This is a genomic window from Cellulomonas sp. T2.31MG-18 (assembly GCF_964266755.1).
Classification (GTDB): Bacteria; Actinomycetota; Actinomycetes; order Actinomycetales; family Cellulomonadaceae; genus Cellulomonas.
The window spans coordinates 118,380-136,615 of the sequence record NZ_CAXWGW010000003.1 but is presented as its reverse complement, the minus strand read 5'-3'; the positions used below and the strand labels follow the sequence as shown (position 1 = coordinate 136,615).

At 73.6% G+C, this 18,236-nt stretch carries 17 protein-coding genes; 7 read left to right on the top strand and 10 right to left on the bottom strand.

Annotated elements, in window-relative coordinates; all coding sequences use genetic code 11:
- Positions 1-61 precede the first annotated feature (61 nt).
- From ACFQTY_RS12765 to ACFQTY_RS12745, 5 genes are all read left to right on the top strand, one after another.
- On the top strand, positions 62-712 hold the full coding sequence (locus ACFQTY_RS12765; protein WP_378100964.1) for a TetR/AcrR family transcriptional regulator: 651 nt from the start codon (positions 62-64) through the stop codon (positions 710-712).
- A gap of 53 nt (positions 713-765) precedes the next feature.
- Positions 766-3,627, top strand: coding sequence for a DEAD/DEAH box helicase (locus tag ACFQTY_RS12760; protein WP_378100961.1), 2,862 nt, complete (start codon positions 766-768; stop codon positions 3,625-3,627).
- A gap of 95 nt (positions 3,628-3,722) precedes the next feature.
- A complete protein-coding gene (locus ACFQTY_RS12755) occupies positions 3,723-5,363 on the top strand; it encodes an amidohydrolase (protein ID WP_378100959.1) in 1,641 nt (546 codons plus the stop codon).
- A gap of 358 nt (positions 5,364-5,721) precedes the next feature.
- Entirely contained in the window at positions 5,722-7,287 is a 1,566-nt protein-coding gene (gene lnt, locus ACFQTY_RS12750; protein ID WP_378100957.1) for an apolipoprotein N-acyltransferase, read from the top strand.
- Entirely contained in the window at positions 7,284-8,075 is a 792-nt protein-coding gene (locus ACFQTY_RS12745) for a polyprenol monophosphomannose synthase (RefSeq protein WP_291762853.1), read from the top strand. The genes lnt and ACFQTY_RS12745 overlap by 4 nt, the downstream gene beginning before the upstream one ends.
- A gap of 19 nt (positions 8,076-8,094) precedes the next feature.
- On the opposite strand, the gene ACFQTY_RS12740 is transcribed toward ACFQTY_RS12745, so the two are convergent.
- A complete protein-coding gene (locus ACFQTY_RS12740; RefSeq protein ID WP_263730841.1) occupies positions 8,095-8,439 on the bottom strand; it encodes an RNA polymerase-binding protein RbpA in 345 nt (114 codons plus the stop codon).
- A 193-nt stretch (positions 8,440-8,632) separates the two neighbouring features.
- Here ACFQTY_RS12740 and ACFQTY_RS12735 point away from each other — a divergent pair, with 193 nt between their 5' ends.
- Positions 8,633-10,996: an ATP-binding cassette domain-containing protein gene (locus ACFQTY_RS12735; RefSeq protein ID WP_378100955.1), complete on the top strand. Its 2,364-nt coding sequence runs from the start codon at positions 8,633-8,635 to the stop codon at positions 10,994-10,996.
- A 128-nt stretch (positions 10,997-11,124) separates the two neighbouring features.
- Here the strand turns inward: ACFQTY_RS12735 and ACFQTY_RS12730 are convergent, their stop codons facing one another.
- The 4 genes from ACFQTY_RS12730 to ACFQTY_RS12715 all read right to left on the bottom strand — a co-directional run bounded on the left by ACFQTY_RS12730 (position 11,125) and on the right by ACFQTY_RS12715 (position 13,228).
- Positions 11,125-11,679 carry an isochorismatase family protein gene (locus tag ACFQTY_RS12730; RefSeq protein WP_378100953.1) on the bottom strand — a complete coding sequence of 185 codons (555 nt, stop codon included), beginning with the start codon at positions 11,677-11,679 and terminating at the stop codon, positions 11,125-11,127.
- 79 nt (positions 11,680-11,758) lie between these two features.
- On the bottom strand, positions 11,759-12,247 hold the full coding sequence (locus ACFQTY_RS12725; protein ID WP_263730844.1) for an N-acetyltransferase: 489 nt from the start codon (positions 12,245-12,247) through the stop codon (positions 11,759-11,761).
- A 113-nt stretch (positions 12,248-12,360) separates the two neighbouring features.
- Positions 12,361-12,513 carry a hypothetical protein gene (locus ACFQTY_RS12720; protein WP_263730845.1) on the bottom strand — a complete coding sequence of 51 codons (153 nt, stop codon included), beginning with the start codon at positions 12,511-12,513 and terminating at the stop codon, positions 12,361-12,363.
- Between the two features lie 79 nt (positions 12,514-12,592).
- A complete protein-coding gene (locus tag ACFQTY_RS12715; protein ID WP_378100950.1) occupies positions 12,593-13,228 on the bottom strand; it encodes an MBL fold metallo-hydrolase in 636 nt (211 codons plus the stop codon).
- An 80-nt stretch (positions 13,229-13,308) separates the two neighbouring features.
- Here ACFQTY_RS12715 and ACFQTY_RS12710 point away from each other — a divergent pair, with 80 nt between their 5' ends.
- Entirely contained in the window at positions 13,309-14,076 is a 768-nt protein-coding gene (locus ACFQTY_RS12710) for a ParA family protein (RefSeq protein WP_378100948.1), read from the top strand.
- Positions 14,077-14,148: 72 nt separating this feature from the next.
- On the opposite strand, the gene ACFQTY_RS12705 is transcribed toward ACFQTY_RS12710, so the two are convergent.
- The 5 genes from ACFQTY_RS12705 to ACFQTY_RS12685 form a co-directional block, all read right to left on the bottom strand.
- Positions 14,149-14,733 carry a MerR family transcriptional regulator gene (locus ACFQTY_RS12705; RefSeq protein ID WP_378100946.1) on the bottom strand — a complete coding sequence of 195 codons (585 nt, stop codon included), beginning with the start codon at positions 14,731-14,733 and terminating at the stop codon, positions 14,149-14,151.
- 154 nt (positions 14,734-14,887) lie between these two features.
- Positions 14,888-15,409 (bottom strand): bifunctional nuclease family protein, encoded by a 522-nt coding sequence (locus ACFQTY_RS12700; protein ID WP_291762872.1) that lies wholly within the window; start codon positions 15,407-15,409, stop codon positions 14,888-14,890.
- A gap of 127 nt (positions 15,410-15,536) precedes the next feature.
- Positions 15,537-16,334, bottom strand: a complete 798-nt coding sequence (locus ACFQTY_RS12695; protein ID WP_291762873.1) for a MerR family transcriptional regulator — start codon at positions 16,332-16,334, stop codon at positions 15,537-15,539.
- A gap of 31 nt (positions 16,335-16,365) precedes the next feature.
- On the bottom strand, positions 16,366-16,848 hold the full coding sequence (locus ACFQTY_RS12690) for an FHA domain-containing protein (protein ID WP_291762874.1): 483 nt from the start codon (positions 16,846-16,848) through the stop codon (positions 16,366-16,368).
- A 116-nt stretch (positions 16,849-16,964) separates the two neighbouring features.
- The gene (locus ACFQTY_RS12685) at positions 16,965-18,236 is read right to left on the bottom strand and encodes a DUF881 domain-containing protein (protein ID WP_378100943.1); all 1,272 of its coding nucleotides are present in this window, start codon (positions 18,234-18,236) and stop codon (positions 16,965-16,967) included.

Here is an 18,236-nt window from a genome sequence, read left to right as displayed (position 1 = left end):
TCTCGGTTTTGTGGTTGACATCCGTCGGCCGCACAATGGAGCGGACGAGGGGAGCGGGACGATGCAGGTCGACGACGACGCCGCGGTGCAGGCTCCCCGCAGGCCGGGGCGGCGGCGCGACGAGTCGCGCGACGACGCGATCCTCGAGGCGACCCGCCAGCTGCTGGCCGAGCGCGGCTACGAAGGCACCACCATGGACGCCGTCGCGGAGCGGGCCTGCGCGGGCAAGGCGACGGTGTACCGCCGATGGCCGTCGAAGGTGCAGCTGGTCGTCGACTCCCTGCTCTGCGACGCGAGCAGCATCACGACGATCGACGACGTGCCGGACACGGGCTCGCTGCGTGGCGATCTGCTGTCCGTCTCGACGGTGCGCCGCCGCACCGACTCCGACGACGTCATGGCCGGGCTGATCCACGCCGTCGCGGCCGAGCCGGAGGTGGCGGCAGTCTTCAAGGAGCAGTTCGTCCGCGCGCGCGTCGCGCTGATGCGTGGCCTCCTGGTGCGTGCGCAGCAGCGCGGCGAGGTGCCCGAGGGCCTCGACCTCGACATGGTGGCCGCGGTGGCGCCGGCGATGATCTCCTACCACAAGACGGTCGAGGGCAAGCACCCCGACCAGGAGTTCCTCGTCCGCGTGGTGGACTCGGTGATCCTGCCGCTCGTCACCGGTCGCACGGCGAGCATCCCGGCGACCACCCCGGTCGACACGCACTGACCGCGGCCGGTCGCCCCCGAGAGGACGCCGCCGCCAGCACCTACTGTGGAACGGTGCCCAGCACCTCCAGGACCGCAGCGGACGACGAGCTGTCACCGGCGGAGCGGTACGCCCAGGCCCGCCGACGGACGGTCCGGGAGCGGTCGTCGCTCGGCCGGTTCGCCGACCAGCTGCCATTCCCGCTCGACCCGTTCCAGACGGAGGCGTGCGAGGCGCTCGAACGAGGCAGCGGCGTGCTGGTCGCCGCGCCGACGGGTGCCGGGAAGACCGTGGTGGGGGAGTTCGCGGTCCACCTGGCGCTGGAGGCGGGGCGCAAGGCGTTCTACACGACGCCGATCAAGGCGCTGTCCAACCAGAAGTACGGCGACCTGGTCCGTCGGTACGGGGCCGAGCGCGTGGGGCTGCTCACCGGCGACGTGACGGTGAACGGCGAGGCCGACGTGGTGGTGATGACCACCGAGGTGCTCCGCAACATGCTCTACGCCGGTTCACCGACGCTGACCGGCCTCGGCTACGTCGTGATGGACGAGGTGCACTACCTCGCCGACCGGTTCCGCGGCCCCGTCTGGGAAGAGGTGATCATCCACCTCCCCGACGACGTGCAGCTGGTGTCCCTGTCCGCCACGGTGTCCAACGCCGAGGAGTTCGGCGACTGGCTGTCCACCGTCCGCGGCGACACCACCGTGGTGGTCAGCGAGCACCGTCCCGTGCCGCTGGGGCAGCACGTGCTCGTCGGGCGCGACCTGGTGGACCTCTACGCCGGCCACGTCGACCCGACGGCCCCCGGCAACGACCCGCCGATCAACCCCGACCTGGTGCACCGGCTGCGCAACCGCCTGCGCTCGGAGGGTCCGCCGCAACGCCGCGGACCGGGTGACCGTGGCTTCCGCGGGCCCGGCGGGCGGGACCGCGGACCCGTGCGTGGCGGTGGCCGGCCGACGCCGCGGTTCGTCGTCGTCGACGCCCTCGAGCGGGACGGGCTGCTGCCGGCGATCGTCTTCATCTTCTCCCGGGCGGGCTGCGAGGCCGCCGTCGCCCAGTGCCTGCACGCCGGCGTCCGCCTGACCAGCGCCGCCGAGCAGTCCCGCATCCGCCAGATCGCCGAGGAGCGCTGCGCGCCGATCCCGTCGGAGGACCTGGACGTGCTGGGCTACCCCGCGTTCGTCGACGCCCTGACCAGGGGCGTCGCGGCGCACCACGCCGGGATGCTCCCGCTGTTCAAGGAGACCGTCGAGGAGCTGTTCAGCCAGGGTCTGGTCAAGGTGGTGTTCGCCACCGAGACCCTGGCGCTCGGCATCAACATGCCGGCCCGCAGCGTCGTGCTCGAGCGCCTGGTCAAGTGGGACGGGTCCCAGCACGTCGACGTCACGCCGGGGGAGTACACCCAGCTCACCGGCCGAGCAGGGCGGCGTGGGATCGACACCGAGGGCCACGGCGTGGTCGTCGAGCACCCGGCGCTCGACCCGGTGCACCTCGCCGGGCTCGCCTCCAAGCGGCTGTACCCGCTGCGCTCCAGCTTCCGTCCGACGTACAACATGGCGGTCAACCTGGTCGCGCAGGTCGGCCGGGACCGCGCCCGCGAGGTGCTCGAGACGTCGTTCGCGCAGTTCCAGGCCGACCGAGGCGTCGTCGGGCTCGCCCGGCAGGCGCAGGCGCACGCGGAGTCGATCGCGGGCTACGCCCGTGCCATGGAGTGCGACCTCGGTGACTTCGCCGAGTACGCCGGCCTCCGGCAGCAGATCCGCGAGCGCGAGCGGGACCTGCTGCGAGCCGGGGCGACCGCACGCCGTGCGGAGGCGGTCCGGACGCTCGAGGGCCTGCGCCCCGGCGACCTGCTCCAGGTCCCGACGGGTCGCCGCAGCGGCTTCGCGGTCGTCGTGGACCCCGGCACGGACGGCGGGTTCGAGGGACCGCACCCGACGGTGCTCGGCACGGATCGGCAGGTGCGGCGCCTGACCGTCGCGGACGTCGGCCCGGGCGCCCGCACGGTGGGGCACCTGCACCTGCCGCGCGGCTTCAACGCACGGGTACCGGCGGCGCGGCGCGACCTGGCGGCGCGACTGCGCTCCGCGCTGGAGGACCTGGGGCTCGACGACACCGGAGCCGCCCGCCGTGGTCGGCGGCACGGGCGTGGTCCCGACGAGGGCAGCGCGGCGGCGCAGGATGCCGAGCTCGCCGCGCTCCGGCGCCGGCTCCGGGCGCACCCGTGCCACCGCTGCCCGGACCGGGAGGAGCACGCCCGCTGGGCGGAGCGCTGGCAGCGGGCGACCGCCGAGCACCGCTCGCTCGTCGCCCGGATCGAGGGGCGGACGGGCTCGATCGCGGTGGTGTTCGACCGGATCTGCGACGTGCTGGTGCGGCTGGGCTACGCCGCCCGCGGCGGTGACGAGCCCGGCAGCCTCGAGGTGACGGACGACGGCCGCTGGCTGCGCCGGCTGTACGCGGAGAACGACCTGCTGCTGGCCGAGTGCCTGCGCCGCGGCATCTGGGGCGAGCTCGAGGCACCCGGGCTGGCGGCACTCGTCTCCACGCTCGTCTACCGTTCCCGGCGCGACGACGGGGCCGAGCCGCACGTGCCGGGCGGACCGGGTGGCCGGCTGGGCCGGGCCCTCGACGCGACGGTCACGACCTGGTCGCAGCTGGAGGACCTGGAGCAGGAGCACGGGCTGTCCACCGTGCAGCCGCTCGACACTGGTCTCGTCGAGCCGATCCACCGCTGGGCCGCGGGGCGCAGCCTCGACGCGGTGCTGCGCGGTGGTGAGCTCGCCGCCGGCGACTTCGTCCGGTGGTGCAAGCAGGTGATCGACGTGCTCGACCAGATCGCCCAGGCGGCACCCGAGCCCGCCCTGCGCCGGACCGCTGCGGCGGCGGTGAAGGCCGTCCGCCGCGGAGTGGTCGCGTACTCGTCGGTCTGAGGCGGCCCAGGGCGCGGGTACCCATTCCGCGCGACCGCGGTGCACCGCGCTGACCTGCACAAGCGCGCGCGGATCGCGTGCCCTAGGGTTCGAGCGTGAGCTCAACCCTGTACCGCAACGGCGCGGTGCACGCGTCCTCCGACCCGTTCGCCGAGGCGATCCTCGTCGCGGACGGCACGGTGGCGTGGATCGGCTCGGACGACACCGCCGCCGGGCTCTCGGACCGTGCGGACGAGGTGGTCGACCTCGACGGCGCGCTGGTGGCGCCCGCGTTCGTCGACGCCCACGTCCACGTGCTCGAGACCGGCCTCGCGCTCGAGAGCGTCGACCTGTCGCCGGCCGGAGGGGTGCACAGCCTCGCCGACGCCCTCGACGCCGTCCGTCGGGCGGCGCAGGCGCGGCCCGACGCGATCCGGGACGAGCCTCTGCTCGGCTTCGGCTGGGACGACACCGGCTGGCCCGAGCACCGGGCCCCCTCCGCCACCGAGCTGGACGCGGCGGCCGGCGGCGCGCCGGTGTACCTGGCGCGGGTGGACGTGCACTCCGCCGCCGTGTCGTCCTCCCTGGCGGCCCGGGCAGGCCTGGACCGGTTGCCGGGGTGGACGCCCGACGGCCTGGTCACGCTGGACGCGCACCACGCCGCGCGGGACGTCGCCCGGGACGTCAGCGGCGCTCGGCGAACCGCCCTGTACCTGGCCGCGCTCCGCCACGCGGCCGCCCGCGGGGTCGTCGCGGTGCACGAGATGTCCGCCCCGTCCGTCGACACCCGGGAGGGTCTGCTCGAGCTGCTGACGAGCACCGCGGACGAGCGGAGCGGACTGCCGCTCGTCGTGGGCTACCGCGCCGAGGCGTGCACCACCGTGGACGACGCACGTGCCCTCCTCGCGGCCCTTCCCGGGCTGACGGGCATCGGGGGGGACCTCAACGTCGACGGCTCACTCGGCTCCCGCACCGCGGCGCTCCGCGCGCCGTACGCCGACCGGCCGGTGGAGCGCGGGGTGCTGATGCTGAGCGCCGAGCAGGTGGCCAACCACGTCGCAGCCGTGACCAGGGCCGGTGTGCACACGGCATTCCACGTCATCGGCGACCTCGGCATGGACGAGGTCCTGCTCGGCATCCGTGCCGCGGCAGATGTCGAGGGCCTCCCGGCGATCGCGGCGGCAGGCCACCGCCTCGAGCACGCCGAGATGGTCGACGCCCCCGCGTTGGCCGCGATGGTGCTCCTCGGCGTCCGGGTCAGCGCGCAACCGGCCTTCGACGCCGCCTGGGGCGGTCCCGACGGGATGTACGCGGCACGGCTCGGAGCCGGCCGGGCGATCGCGCTCAACCCGCTCGCCGACCTGGCGGCCGCCGGCGTCCCGCTCGCGTTCGGGTCCGACAGCCCCGTCACCCCGGTCGACCCGTGGGCCGGCGTCCGCGCGGCGGTGGAGCACACCGCTGCCGAGCAGCGCATCTCCGCCCGCGCGGCGTTCCGGGCCACGACCCGGGGCGGGTGGCGGCTCGCGGGGCTCGACGGCACCGGCGCAGGAGAGCTCCGGGTCGGGTCCCCGGCGCACCTCGCCGTGTGGCGGTCGGAGCACCTCACGGTGCAGGCCGGACGCGGTCAGCTGACGGCGTGGAGCGCCGAGGCGCGCGCCGGTCAGCCGCTGCTGCCCGACCTCTCGGCCGACGTGCCGCCACCCGTGTGCCTGCGCACGGTGCGCGGTCAGACGGTCCTCCACGACGCCCTGGGCTGATCGGACGACACGGCACGAAACGCCCGCAGACACGCCGGTACGTCGATGTCCCTTTTGTCCCTTTAGCGCCCGCTGACCTGCACTAACGTGCCGGCCCGTCACCCGTACGGAGGAACGGCGGGCCTTGAGCCCGGCGGCGCGTGGGGGTACGTTCGCAACCGGTTCGCCGACAGCGGCAGGACCGCCATCCCGAGGGACGAGCGGCCTTCCGCGCGCGGCGGACGAGCGGCCCGACCGGGCCCGCGTGTCCATCAGAGAACAGCGACGCTCGTCGTCCGCCGGTACGAAGGTCACGCGGGCCGGTCGGCCGGGCTCAGGCCCGGCAGGTCGGCACAACCACCTGCCGTACGCTGCACCGGTGCCCGCGCGTCTCCCGTCCCGAACGTGGACGCTGGCACTGGCGCTCACCGGGGGAGTGCTCACCCGACTGGCCTTCCCGAGCCCCGGCTGGTCGCTCCTCGCGTATCCCGGCATGGCGATGCTGTACCTCGCCCTCCGACGCGACAGCGCCCGCTGGAACGCCCTCGTCGGGCTGGTGTGGGGACTGGCCTGCATCGGTCCGTTGATCACCTGGGCCGACGACGCCGTGGGCGTCGTGCCGTGGCTGGCGCTGACGGTCGCAGAGGCGGGCTTCGTGGCGCTGTTCGGGGCGACCTGGTCCTGGGCGCGCCGCGGCGAGGCGGTGTGGCGGCGTGCCGGCCTGCAGCTGGTGGTGTTCGGCGTCCTCTGGGTCGGTGCGGAGGAGCTGCGCCAGGTCTGGCCCTTCGGCGGGTTCCCCTGGGGCCGGCTGGCGTTCAGCCAGGCCGATGCGCCGATGGCGGCACTGATGTGGCTCGGCGGGACGCCCCTGACGAGCGCCGCCGTCGCGGCGACCGGGGTCCTGCTGGCCCGGGCGTGGCTGGCCGCACGCCGGCTGCGGGCCGCGGGGACGCTCGGCTGGCTGGTCGGCGCCGTCATGCTCGTCCTCGTCGGGCTCCTCGTCCCCCTGGACACGACGGCGCAGAGCGGCACGCTGCGGGTGGGCGCGGTGCAGGGCAACGTCCCCAAGGCCGGGCTCGATGCGTTCGACGAGCCCCGCAAGGTGCTGGACAACCACGTCGCGGGGACGAAGGCGCTGCTGCGCGACGTCGCGCCAGGAGCGCTCGACCTGGTGGTGTGGCCGGAGAACGGCACGGACGTCGACCCGCAGGCCGACGCGGCCGCCGCCGCCAGCATCGACGGTGCCGCACGTGCGGTGCAGGCTCCCATGCTGGTCGGCACGGTCCAGTACCCCGCGGCCGGGGGACGGTACAACACCTCCGTCTTGTGGGAGCCCGCACAAGGCGTCGTCGCGTCGTACACGAAGCAGAGGCCCGCGGCGTTCGCCGAGTACATCCCGATGCGCAGCTTCGTCCGGCACTTCTCACCCGCGGTGGACCTGGTGACCCGGGACATGATCGCCGGCACCAAGCCGGGGTACGTGCCGCTCCACTCCGGCCGGCTGGGCCGGACCGTCGGCCTTGGGGACGTCATCTGCTTCGAGGTCGCCTACGACGCCATCGTGCGGGAGGCGGTGCGGACCGGGGGGGAGGTGCTGCTGGTGCAGACCAACAACGCCACGTTCGGCTACTCCGACGAGTCCACCCAGCAGCTGGCGATGTCGCGGCTGCGCGCGATCGAGCACGGACGGGCGACGGTGCAGATCTCGACCGTCGGCGTGTCCGCCGTGATCGCGCCCAACGGTGCGGTGCTGCAGCAGACCTCGCTTTTCACCCCGGCGCAGCTCGTCGCTACGCTGCCCTTGCGCACGTCGCTCACCCCGGCCGACCGGTTCGGGTCGTGGCCTGCGTGGATCATCGACGCCCTCGCGGTGTGCGTGGTCGTCGCCGGTGCAGCCGGAGCCGCCCGCGTGCGCCGTCCCCACCGGATCGAGACCTCGGTATGACACCTGCCAGCCACGTCCTCGTCATCGTCCCGACCTACAACGAGCGGGAGAGCCTCCCGGGCGCACTCGCCCGGCTTGCCGCCGCCGTCCCCGACGCGGACGTGCTCGTGGTGGACGACGGCTCACCGGACGGCACCGGCGACCTCACGGAGCAGCTGAGCGAGGCCGACGCCGCCGAGCGCGGCCGCAAGGCGATCCACCTGATGCGGCGGTCGGGCAAGCTCGGCCTCGGCACGGCCTACATCGCCGGGTTCGGCTGGGCCCTCGAGCGCGGGTACGACGCGGTGGTCGAGATGGACGCCGACGGCTCGCACCGCGCCGAGGACCTGCCCGCGCTGCTCGCGCGGAGCGGTGACGCCGAGCTGGTGATCGGCTCCCGCTGGGTGCCGGGCGGCCGCGTCGTCAACTGGCCCTGGCGCCGCGAGTTCCTCTCGCGGGGAGCGAACACGTACTGCCGGATCGCCATGGGCATCCCGGTCAAGGACGCGACCGCGGGCTTCCGCGTGTACCGCACCGACCTGCTGCGCCGGCTGGCCCTCGACGAGGTCGACTCGCACGGCTACGGGTTCCAGGTGGACATGACGTGGCGGGCGCTCAAGGCCGGCGCCCGCGTCATCGAGGTGCCGATCACCTTCGTCGAGCGCGAGCAGGGCGTCTCGAAGATGAGCTCCGGCATCATCCTGGAGGCCCTGGTGAACGTCGCCGTCTGGGGAACGCGCGAACGCTCCCGCCAGGTGGCGGGAGCGTTCGGTCGGCTGCTGGGTCGCCGCAGCCCGGCGGCGCGCTAGCTCGCTGCGCGGCTCGAGGTCAGGCGCTGCGGCGCAGCTTGCCGGCGCGCAGCAGGTCGAGCCGCTCGTCGAGCAGCTCCTGCAGCTCGTTGATGGTGCGACGCTCCAGGAGCATGTCCCAGTGCGTACGGGCCGGCTTGCCCGCCTTGACCTCCGGGCGGGACGCATCGCGCAGCAGCGCCTCGGCGCCGCACCGGCACTCCCACGTCACGGGCACGTCAGCCTCGACCGAGAACGGCAGGATGATCGTGTGGCCGTTGGGGCAGTCGTAGTACGCCTGGAGCCGGGGGGCGAAGTCGACGCCGTCCTCGGTCTCCATGCTGTGAGAGCCGATGCGCATGCCGCGCAGTGACCGGTTCGCCATACGGGTGACCTCCATACCGTCCGGGACGGTCCGATGCTGATCGAGTGCTGGTCCAGCGACGCGCGCTGATGATCGTCCGAGGGGCTACAACGGGGCGGGACCTCGTCGTGTTCCATCGTGGAGTGAAGGTGTGGTGAACGCCACTCCAGGGCGGGCCGCCAGGGACCAAAGTCACGATATCGGGGGAGAGGCGATGACCGACGACACCGGCGCGCAGACGGCCGACAGCCACGACCGGATTCGCGTGGTCGGCGCGAGGGAGAACAACCTCCGCGACGTCGACGTGGTGCTTCCCAAACGGCGGTTGACCGTGTTCACCGGCGTCTCCGGTTCCGGCAAGAGCTCACTGGTGTTCGACACGATCGCGGCCGAGTCGCAGCGCCTGATCAACGAGACGTACAGCGCCTTCGTCCAGGGCTTCATGCCGACTCTGGCCCGCCCGGACGTCGACCTGCTCGAAGGCCTGACCACCGCGATCATCGTCGACCAGAAGCGCATGGGGGCGAACGTCCGGTCGACCGTCGGCACCGCGACCGACGCCAACGCCCTGCTGCGCATCCTGTTCAGCAGGCTCGGACGTCCGCACGTCGGGTCTCCCAACGCGTTCTCGTTCAACGTCGCCTCGGCCAGCGGGACGGGCCAGCTGACGAGGTCCGGCTCCGCGACGACCGAGACCCGGTCGTTCACCGTCACAGGGGGGATGTGCCCGCGTTGCGAGGGCATGGGGTCGGTCAACGACATCGACGTGTCGCAGCTCTACGACGAGACGAAGTCGCTCGACGAGGGTGCCCTGACGATCCCCGGGTACACGCCCGGCGGCTGGGGCTACCGGCTGTACGCGTCCTCGGGCTTCGTCGACCCGACCAAGCCGATCCGCGAGTACACGCCGGCCGAGCTGGCGGACTTCCTCCACCACGAGCCGGTCCGCATGAAGATCGAGGGCATCAACCTGACGTACGAGGGGTTGGTTCGCCGCATCCGGTCCTCGTTCCTGTCCAAGGACGTGGAGTCGCTGCAGCCGCACATCCGCGCGTTCGTGGAGCGCGCCGTGACGTTCACCACGTGCCCCGAGTGCGGTGGGACACGCCTGAACGAGGCGGCGCGGTCCTCGACGATCGCAGGGAGCAGCATCGGGGACCTGTGCGCGATGCAGATCGACGACCTCGCCGAGTGGGTGCGAGCGCTGGACGAGCCGACCGCGGCACCGTTGCTCGCGGGGCTCGCGCACCTGCTGGACTCGTTCGTCGAGATCGGCTTGGGGTACCTGTCGCTCGACCGCGCCACCGGCACGCTGTCCGGCGGCGAGTCCCAGCGGGTCAAGATGGTGCGACACCTCGGGTCGGCCCTCACCGACGTCACGTACGTGTTCGACGAGCCGACGATCGGCCTGCACCCGCACGACGTCGCACGGATGAACTCGCTGCTGCTGCGCCTGCGCGACAAGGGCAACACCGTGCTGGTCGTCGAGCACAAGCCCGAGGTCATCGCGATCGCGGACCACGTCGTCGACCTCGGCCCGGGCGCCGGCGCCGCAGGAGGCCGCGTGTGCTTCGAGGGGACCGTCGAGGCTCTGCGCTCGGCCGGGACGCTGACCGGGCGGCACCTCGACGACCGCGCCGTCGTCAAGCCGACCGTCCGCACGCCCACCGGCATGTTGCCGATCCGGGACGCGTCCACGCACAACCTGCGCGCCGTCGACGTCGAAGTGCCGCTGGGGGTCCTGGTGGTCGTCACGGGTGTCGCAGGATCCGGGAAGAGCTCGCTGGTGCACGGTTCCATCCCGCCGGGTGCCGGCGTCGTGTCGATCGACCAGGGGGCGATCCGGGGGTCGCGGCGCAGCAACCCGGCGACGTACACGGGCCTGCTCGATCCGGTCCGCACGGCGTTCGCGAAGGCGAACGGCGTCAAGCCGGCCCTGTTCAGCCCCAACTCCGAGGGCGCGTGCCCGGTCTGCAAGGGTGCCGGCGTCATCTACACCGATCTCGGGCTCCTCGCCGGCGTCGCCACCACGTGCGACGAGTGCGACGGGAAGCGGTTCCAGCCCGCCGTGCTCGAGCACCGCCTCGCGGGCCGCGACATCAGCGAGGTGCTGGCCATGCCGGTCACCGAGGCCGAGACGTTCTTCGGGACGGGCACCGCGCGGACACCCGCAGCCCACGCCGTCCTGCGCCGACTGATGGACGTAGGTCTCGGTTATGTCAGCCTGGGTCAGCCCCTCACGACGCTGTCGGGCGGGGAGCTGCAGCGGCTCAAGCTCGCCACGCACCTGGGTGAGAAGGGCGGTGTCTACGTGCTCGACGAGCCGACCGCAGGCCTGCACCTCGCCGACGTGACCACGCTGCTCGAGCTGCTCGACCGGCTCGTGGACGCGGGCAAGTCGGTGATCGTCGTCGAGCACCACCAGGCGGTGATGGCGCACGCCGACTGGATCATCGACCTCGGCCCGGGTGCCGGGCACGACGGCGGACGGATCGTCTTCGAGGGAACGCCGGCACAGCTCGTCGCTGATCGGTCGACGGTGACGGGCCAGCACCTGGCGGCCTACGTCGGCGCCTGACGCCCTGGCACTGCACGGTCTGCGCTGCTCCACCGGCCTGAGCCGCCGTCGCGCCGATAAGGCGCATTATGTCATTCCGCTGATGAGAGGCCGCGAGAAGAGCGGCTGCGCCCCTCCCCGCCGGACCCTCAGGCGGCGAAGGACACCTCGGCTGTCGGCACCACGGCGGCGGTGCGGCCCGGCGCGCTCTGGTAGCTCCAGTACAGGTTCGTGTGCGTGACGACGTCGGCCGGCGACGGCGCACCCCAGGCCGTGAGGTCCTCCGTGGTGTGCGCGTCGCCGACCAGCGTCACGTCGTACCCGCGGGTGAACGCTCCGTGGATCGTCGACCGCACGCAGGCGTCGGTCTGGGCACCGCAGACCACCAGCCGTCCGACACCCGCCTCGGCGAGCACGGCCTCGAGGACCGTCCCCTCGAACGAGTCGCCGTACGTCTTGGGCACGAGCGGCTCCGAGTCCTGCCGGACCAGCTCCGACACGTACCGCCATGCCTCCGTGCCGACCTGGAGCTCCTGGGACGAATGCTGCACCCACACCACCGGCACACCCTGGGCACGCGCCCGCTCCACGAGGGCCCCGCCGTTGGCGATCACCCGGTCCCGGTCATGAGCGTGAGCCATGACGCCGTTCTGGACGTCGACCACCACCAGCGCAGTACGGTCCCGACCGGTCAGGGTGCTCACGGCGTTCTCCTTCGGTGCTGTTCTCGGTGCTCGTCAGGCGACCGCCTCACGGTACCGACGGCCACCGACACGGCCGCCGTCAGGGGCGTAGCACCAGCTGGTAGCGCTCCTCGACCAGCTCGGGGTCCCGCGGCAGGCGTTGCCGCTCCCCCGTCCTGGCGAACCCCGCGCGCACGTAGAGGTCGCCCGCCGGAGTGTTGCCGTCCAGCACCCACAACGACACCGTGCGCGCGTCCTCGGCGGCGGCGGCGGCCTTGACCGCGTCCAGAAGGGCCCACGCCACACCGCGACGGCGTGCCTCGGGTGCGACCCACAACGACACCACGTGCCGGTCGTCCTCCGGGGACCCCGGCTCCTGCATCATGCTGACGAGCCCGCGCGGCACGTCCTCGTCGTCGAGGGCGAGCCACGTCGGCGTCGCCCGCAGCCGCATCCGCCAGTGCTTCTCGGTGAACAGCAGCTCGCGCTCGAGTGTCGCGCCGAACGTCTCCGGCGACTCGCGCAGCGCACGGAGCCGTACCTGGGCCACCTCACGCCAGGACGACTCGTCCACCCGCACGATCCGCACCAGCACAGGATGCCGTATCGCCGTCCCCTTCCGGTCCACGGAGCACCGTGGTATGGCACGCGCAGGCCTCCGGCCACCCGTTCAGCCGAGCGCCGGTCACGCCGGCGACGACCTCAGCCGAGCACCGTGTCCGATGCGGGGTCACCACCGTGACCCGCAGGGTCGGGCACGGAACGGGCCACGTCGGCCACCTGCTCCTCAGGGCGTGGCGGGACGGTCTCGTCGTCCTCGATCACCGGCACGTCCGGACCGGGGTGCTGCGTCACGGGTCGCTCCTCTCCTCGTCCGGGCCGCCCGCACCGGGTGACCCACCACCGACCGGCACGCCGCCGGTCAGAGCTCCAGCTAGAGCTTCACGACCTCGCCGGGGTGCGCCGCGACCACGGTGGCCGAGGTCAGCCGCGCCAGCCAGTCCCCCGCCGAGCGAAGGCCCGCCTCGCTCAGCCACGCGTCGTGGATCGGCACGGCCCGAACGGCACCGACGGACCGGACCCAGTCCACCGCGTCGGCCATCCGCAGCCACGGCCCGCTGACCGGCGTCAGGGCGACCTCGACGACGGCCCCTGACGGCGGTATGACGAACGCGTCCCCGGGATGCAGCACCGCTCCCACGAGGTAGCCGACGTTGGCCCCCCGAGGCAGGTCCGGGTGGATGACGGCGTGCCACTCCCCCACGACCTGAACGCCCAGACCGCCCACCGTCAGCTCGTCGCCGGCGCGCACCTCGTGGAGCCGGGCCCGGTCGGCACCAGCATCGGCCACGACGTCCAGCGCCGCAGCGGGGCCCCAGACGGGCAGGCCCGACGCCGCCACCGCAGGCCCGTCGACGTGGTCGACGTGGTCGTGCGTCAGCAGCACGCCGTCCGCCCCGGCCAGCACCGTCGCGGACTCCCCGTACACACCCGGGTCGATCACGAGAGCCCCGTCGGGCCCCTCGATGCGGACGCAGGACTGCGCCCAGCGGGTCAGTCGGATCGGCATACGCGCCATTGTGCGCCCCGCCGGCGACAGCACCCGGCGCGTTTGGCGACCCGCCCTCGCCCGCAGATACGGTGGGCCGCGTGCTGGTGCTCGGTGTGTGCAGCCTCAAGGGCGGCGTGGGCAAGACCTCGGTGACGCTGGGCCTGGCGTCCGCCGCGCTGGACCGCGGCCTGTCCACGCTCGTCGTCGACCTGGACCCGCAGGGCGACAGCACCATGTCGCTCGCGGTCGACCGGCCTTCGGGCGACGTCTCGACCGTCCTCGACGATCCGCGCGCCGAGACCGTCGCCGCCGCGACGGGTCCTTCCGGGTGGGCTGACGGTGGGATCGACGTGCTGGTCGGCTCCGAGCGGACCGTCCTGCACGATCGCGTCGACGACTCCGACCTGGACCGGCTTCGCTACGCCCTGTCCTGGGTGACGGGCTACGACCTGGTCCTCGTGGACTGCCCGCCGTCCCTGGGTGGGCTGACCCGCACGGGCCTGACCGCCTGCGACCGGGCGATCGTCGTCACCGAGCCGGGCCTCTTCTCCGTGATGGCCGTGGGCCGCGCGATGCGGACGATCGACGAGCTGCGCCGGGGTGGTGCACCGGCCCTGCAACCGCTCGGCATCGTGGTGAACCGGGTGCGCGCCCGCTCGGTCGAGCAGACCTACCGCCTCGGCGAGCTCCAGACCCTCTACGGGCCCCTGCTGCTCAGCCCCGCCGTTCCGGAGCGCGCGGCGCTGCAGCAGGCGCAGGGCGCCGCACAGCCGGTGCACGCCTGGCCCGGCGCGGCGGCGGCGGAGGTCGCAGGCGTGTTCGACGCCCTGCTGGAGCGCGCGTTGCGGGCGCCGCGGCCGCACTAGGACGCGAGGCGACAGAGTGCCCGTGCCGGAAAGGCCGTCACGCGCGCACGGCGCCGTCCAGGACCGACGTCCTCAGCCGGCGTTGCGAGCCCGACGACGCTGCGCGAGCTCGTCGTCGCCCGCGAGCTCCGGAGCGGCCTCGTCCTCGGCGCGCTCGGTGGGCAGCTCGGCGAGCGTTCCCTCCACCTCGCGCCAGACGCGCCCGACGGCGATGCCGAACACGCCCTGGCCGCCCTGCACCAGGTCGATAACCTCGTCCGCGGAGGTGCACTCGTACACCGACGCGCCGTCCGACATCAGCGTGATCTGCGCCAGGTCCTCCACCCCCCGCTCGCGCAGGTGGCCCACGGCGGTGCGGATCTGCTGCAGCGAGACGCCGGTGTCGAGCAGCCGCTTGACGACCTTGAGCACGAGGATGTCGCGGAAGCTGTACAGCCGCTGCGTGCCGGACCCGGTGGCCGGCCGCACCGACGGCTCCACCAGGCCGGTACGGGCCCAGTAGTCCAGCTGGCGGTAGGTGATGCCGGCCGCCTTGCAGGCCGTCGGACCGCGGTAGCCGATCGAGACGTCGAGGTCGGGCAGGTCGTCGTCGAAGAGGAGGCCCTGGGCTCCGGGGGGGACCGACCCGCTGGTGGGGGCCGTCTCGTTCGTGGTCACCGGATCCTCCAGTACGCCGTCCACCGCGCCGTCGCGAGGGCGGCTGTGCCCGTTCGCGGGCGTGGGTTCTGCCGCAAAGGTAGGCCGCGGCCAGGGGCGACGCAACGACGCGCCTGGCGTGTCGCGGCGGCGAGTCTCAACCTCTACCTGAAGGTCAGCTCGCCGACCCGCCGCCCTCGTCCGGCTCCTCCCCCGTGGCGAAGTCCTCCGCCGACACGTGCTCGAGGAAGTCGCGGAACTCCTCGATGTCGTGCTCCGCGGTGCTGGTGCGCACCTCCACGCCGGCCGCCGCGACCACCTCCGCCGAGCACAGCACCGGGCAGCCGAACCGCAGCGCGACGGCGATGGCGTCCGACGCCCGGGAGTCGACGCGCTCCCCCGCCCCCAGCACCAGCGCGGCGTGGAACACGCCGTCGAGCAGCTCGGTGATCTCGACGTGCCGCACGGTGCTGCCCGCCGCGACGAGCGCGTCACGGAGCAGGTCGTGCGTCATGGGACGTGGCGGGACGATGCCGGCCTGGGCGGCGGCGATCGCGCTGGCCTCCGCCGGTCCGATCAGGATGGGGACGAGCAACGACGAGTCCGGGTCGAGCAGCAGCACGACGATCTCGTCGTCCGCCAGATGCGTCCTGACGCCGACGACCTCGACCTGCACCAGACCGCCGCCCTCACCCACGCGTCCACGCTACGACGCGACGGTCGTTCCGTCTCACCGAGCCGGCAACTGGGCTGGCTCGCGGCCCGGGCGGCCGTCGAACGGCGTGTCGGCCCTGGTCAGCGGGACGCGGTCGGGCGTGACCGGCTCACGGCTCCAGGCCGGCGACCGCCGCCCGCACGAGCGCCGTGTGCATCTGGGTGCACAGCTCGCCCACCTCCGCCGCGAGCGTCGCGGCGCGCGCCCGCGAGGCCGCGCTGCGCTGACCTCGCACGGGCGCGACGACCTGCTCGACGAGGTCCGCCTGGCGGTCCGCCGCCGTCCGGAACGACCGCAGGTGGCGCGCGTCGATCCCGTGCTCGGCCAGCCGGGCGGCCGCCAGGACGACATCCCGCGCGTACAGGTCGAGGGCGCCGAGCGGACCGGAGCGGAGCACGCCCGCAGTGACCAGGTCCTCGACGAAGGCGGGCTCGACGCCGGTCTCACCGGCCAGCGAGTCGACGGTCCAGCGCGATGCCGGCCCCGTCGTCTCGCCGTCACGTGAGGCGAGCCGCGCCGGTGACGGCGCCTCGTCGTCGACCCCGGCGTCCAGCGCGGCGAGGTGCTCGGCGATCACCTTCAGCGGCATGTAGCGGTCACGCTGCATCCGCAGCACGTAGCGCAGCCGCTCGACGTCAGCCGGTGAGTACTGGCGGTAGCCCGCGGAGGTCCGCACCGGCGCCACCAGTCCCTGCTCCTCCCAGAACCGGAGCTTGGACGTGGTCACCGCCGGGAACTCCAGCTGGAGCGCGGCGAGGACGTCCGAGATCCGCATGCTCGCGCGGCGCGAGATGCCCCGCGGCCACGGCTCGGCGACGGCCTGCCGAGGGCTCGGTCGACCAGCCTCGGGACCGCGCGCGTCCGCGAGGTCGTCCACCAGAGCGGGTCGACGCGCGCCCGCGCTCATGCCCGCGCCTCGAGCGCGGGGAGTCGATCGGTCACCCGCGTGCACCCTCGCGGTGCGGGCTCGGGTGGAACGTCATCCGGAACTTGCCGATCTGCACCTCGTCGCCCGAGCGCAGCGCCACCTGGTCGATGCGGGTGCGGTTGACGTAGGTCCCGTTGAGCGAGCCGATGTCCCGTACCCAGAACTGCTGACCCTCGCGGACGAACTCCGCATGCTTGCGGGACACGGTCACGTCGTCCAGGAAGATGTCGGCCTGCGTGCTGCGGCCGGCCGTGGTCCGCTCGGCGTCGAGCAGGAACCGGGCGCCCGCGCTCGGACCGCGCTGCATCACCAGGAGCGCCGACGTGGGCGGGAGGGCCTGCACGGCCGCCGTCTCGTCCGGGGTGAGCCCGATCGGTGCGGCCTGCTCCACCTCGGTGGCCGAGACCCCGGTGAAGCTGATCGTCGTCTCCGGGCCCTGCGACCGTGGTGCGCCAGCCGGGACGGCGCCGCCGACGGGCTCGTCGTGCTGCATGTACGCCTCCCCTGTTCAGGGTCGCAAGACCCGACCGGGACGCGACCGTCCGCGCCCTGGTCAGGGACACCCTATGCAAACGCGCCGCCCGGCGCAGCCCCCACCCCTGCGTCGGCCTAGGAGCCCGGGACGGCCGCCGGCGTGGCGTAGCGCGGCTCGGCGGCCGCACGCAGGGCGTCGACGTGGACCTCCGTCAGCTTGTCGACGGAGCCCGACCCGCCGTCGTTGCGGACGTAGGCCATCGCGCCGCCGGGGATGTCCAACGCGGTGGCGATCGTGTCGGGGTCGCCGATGACGAGCCACACGTACGGCGCGGTCAGCGTGGTGCCGTCGAGCTGCACGGCACCGGTCGACCCCGTGAACGCGCTGCTCGCGGTGACCCGCTGGTCGTTGAGCTGCACCGCCTCGGCACCGGCGTTCCGCAGCTCCTCCAGCATGTTCAGCATCGTGATCGGGCGTACCGACCCGCCGGTGTCCGTGACGGTGATCCGCACACCCGGGCCCATGGCCGGCAGCCGGCCGGCGAGGATGCCCTGCGTCGCCGCGCTGCGGCGGGCGGCGTCGATGGCGGCCTGCCGGGTGTTCGAGCCGCTGACCAGCTGGTCACGCTCGCGCTGCAGGTCGGCGGCCTCGCGGCTCAGCTGGTCGGAACGGGTGCTCGCCTCGTCCAGCAGCCGCACGAGGTCGTCCTGGCGCAGCTGGGACAGCGCCGAGTCCCCGTTCTGCCGCAGCTGCACGACGATCGCGAAGCCGAGGACGGCGCAGAGCACGCCGGCCAGCACCTGCGCCCGGGTGGCGCGCGGACGCAGGGCGCTGCCGAGGGCGGCCCAGCCCGTCGGCCTGCTCGGCCCGGGCGCGCCCGACGGCTCGGGGGCCGCACCCGCGGCTCCGTCGTCGACATCGCTGCCGCCGGTTGCCGCATCGTCCGCGGTCGGCCCCGGCTCGAAGGTCGGCGGCCCCTCGGGCGGCAGAGAGGCGACCGCCTCGGCCGAGAGCTGCCAGGCGTGCGACTCCCGGAGCGCGGCGCCGGCCTCGTCCTCGGCGTCCGGCGGCAGGTCGAGCGTGGGGGCGCCGGCGGGGACGACGTGGGTCGCGCCGAGGTCGTCGTCGACCCGGTCCTCGACGACACGGTCGTCATCGACACGGTCTTCGTCGACCCGGTCGTCGCCCCCGTCGGCTCCGTCCTGGGCGAGCCTCTCGTCGCCCTCCTCGGACCCGTCGCGGTCGAGCCGCTCGTCGTCCTGGCCGGCCGGCTCCTCGAGCGGGTCTGCGTCGGTCGCGGCCGGGTCCTCGCCCGTGGCCTCCTGAGCCGCCGCGTCCACGCCGACCGGTTCCTCGGAGAGACCCTCCGGCTCGTCGCCCCCGTGCGACCGCTGCTGCTCGGTCAC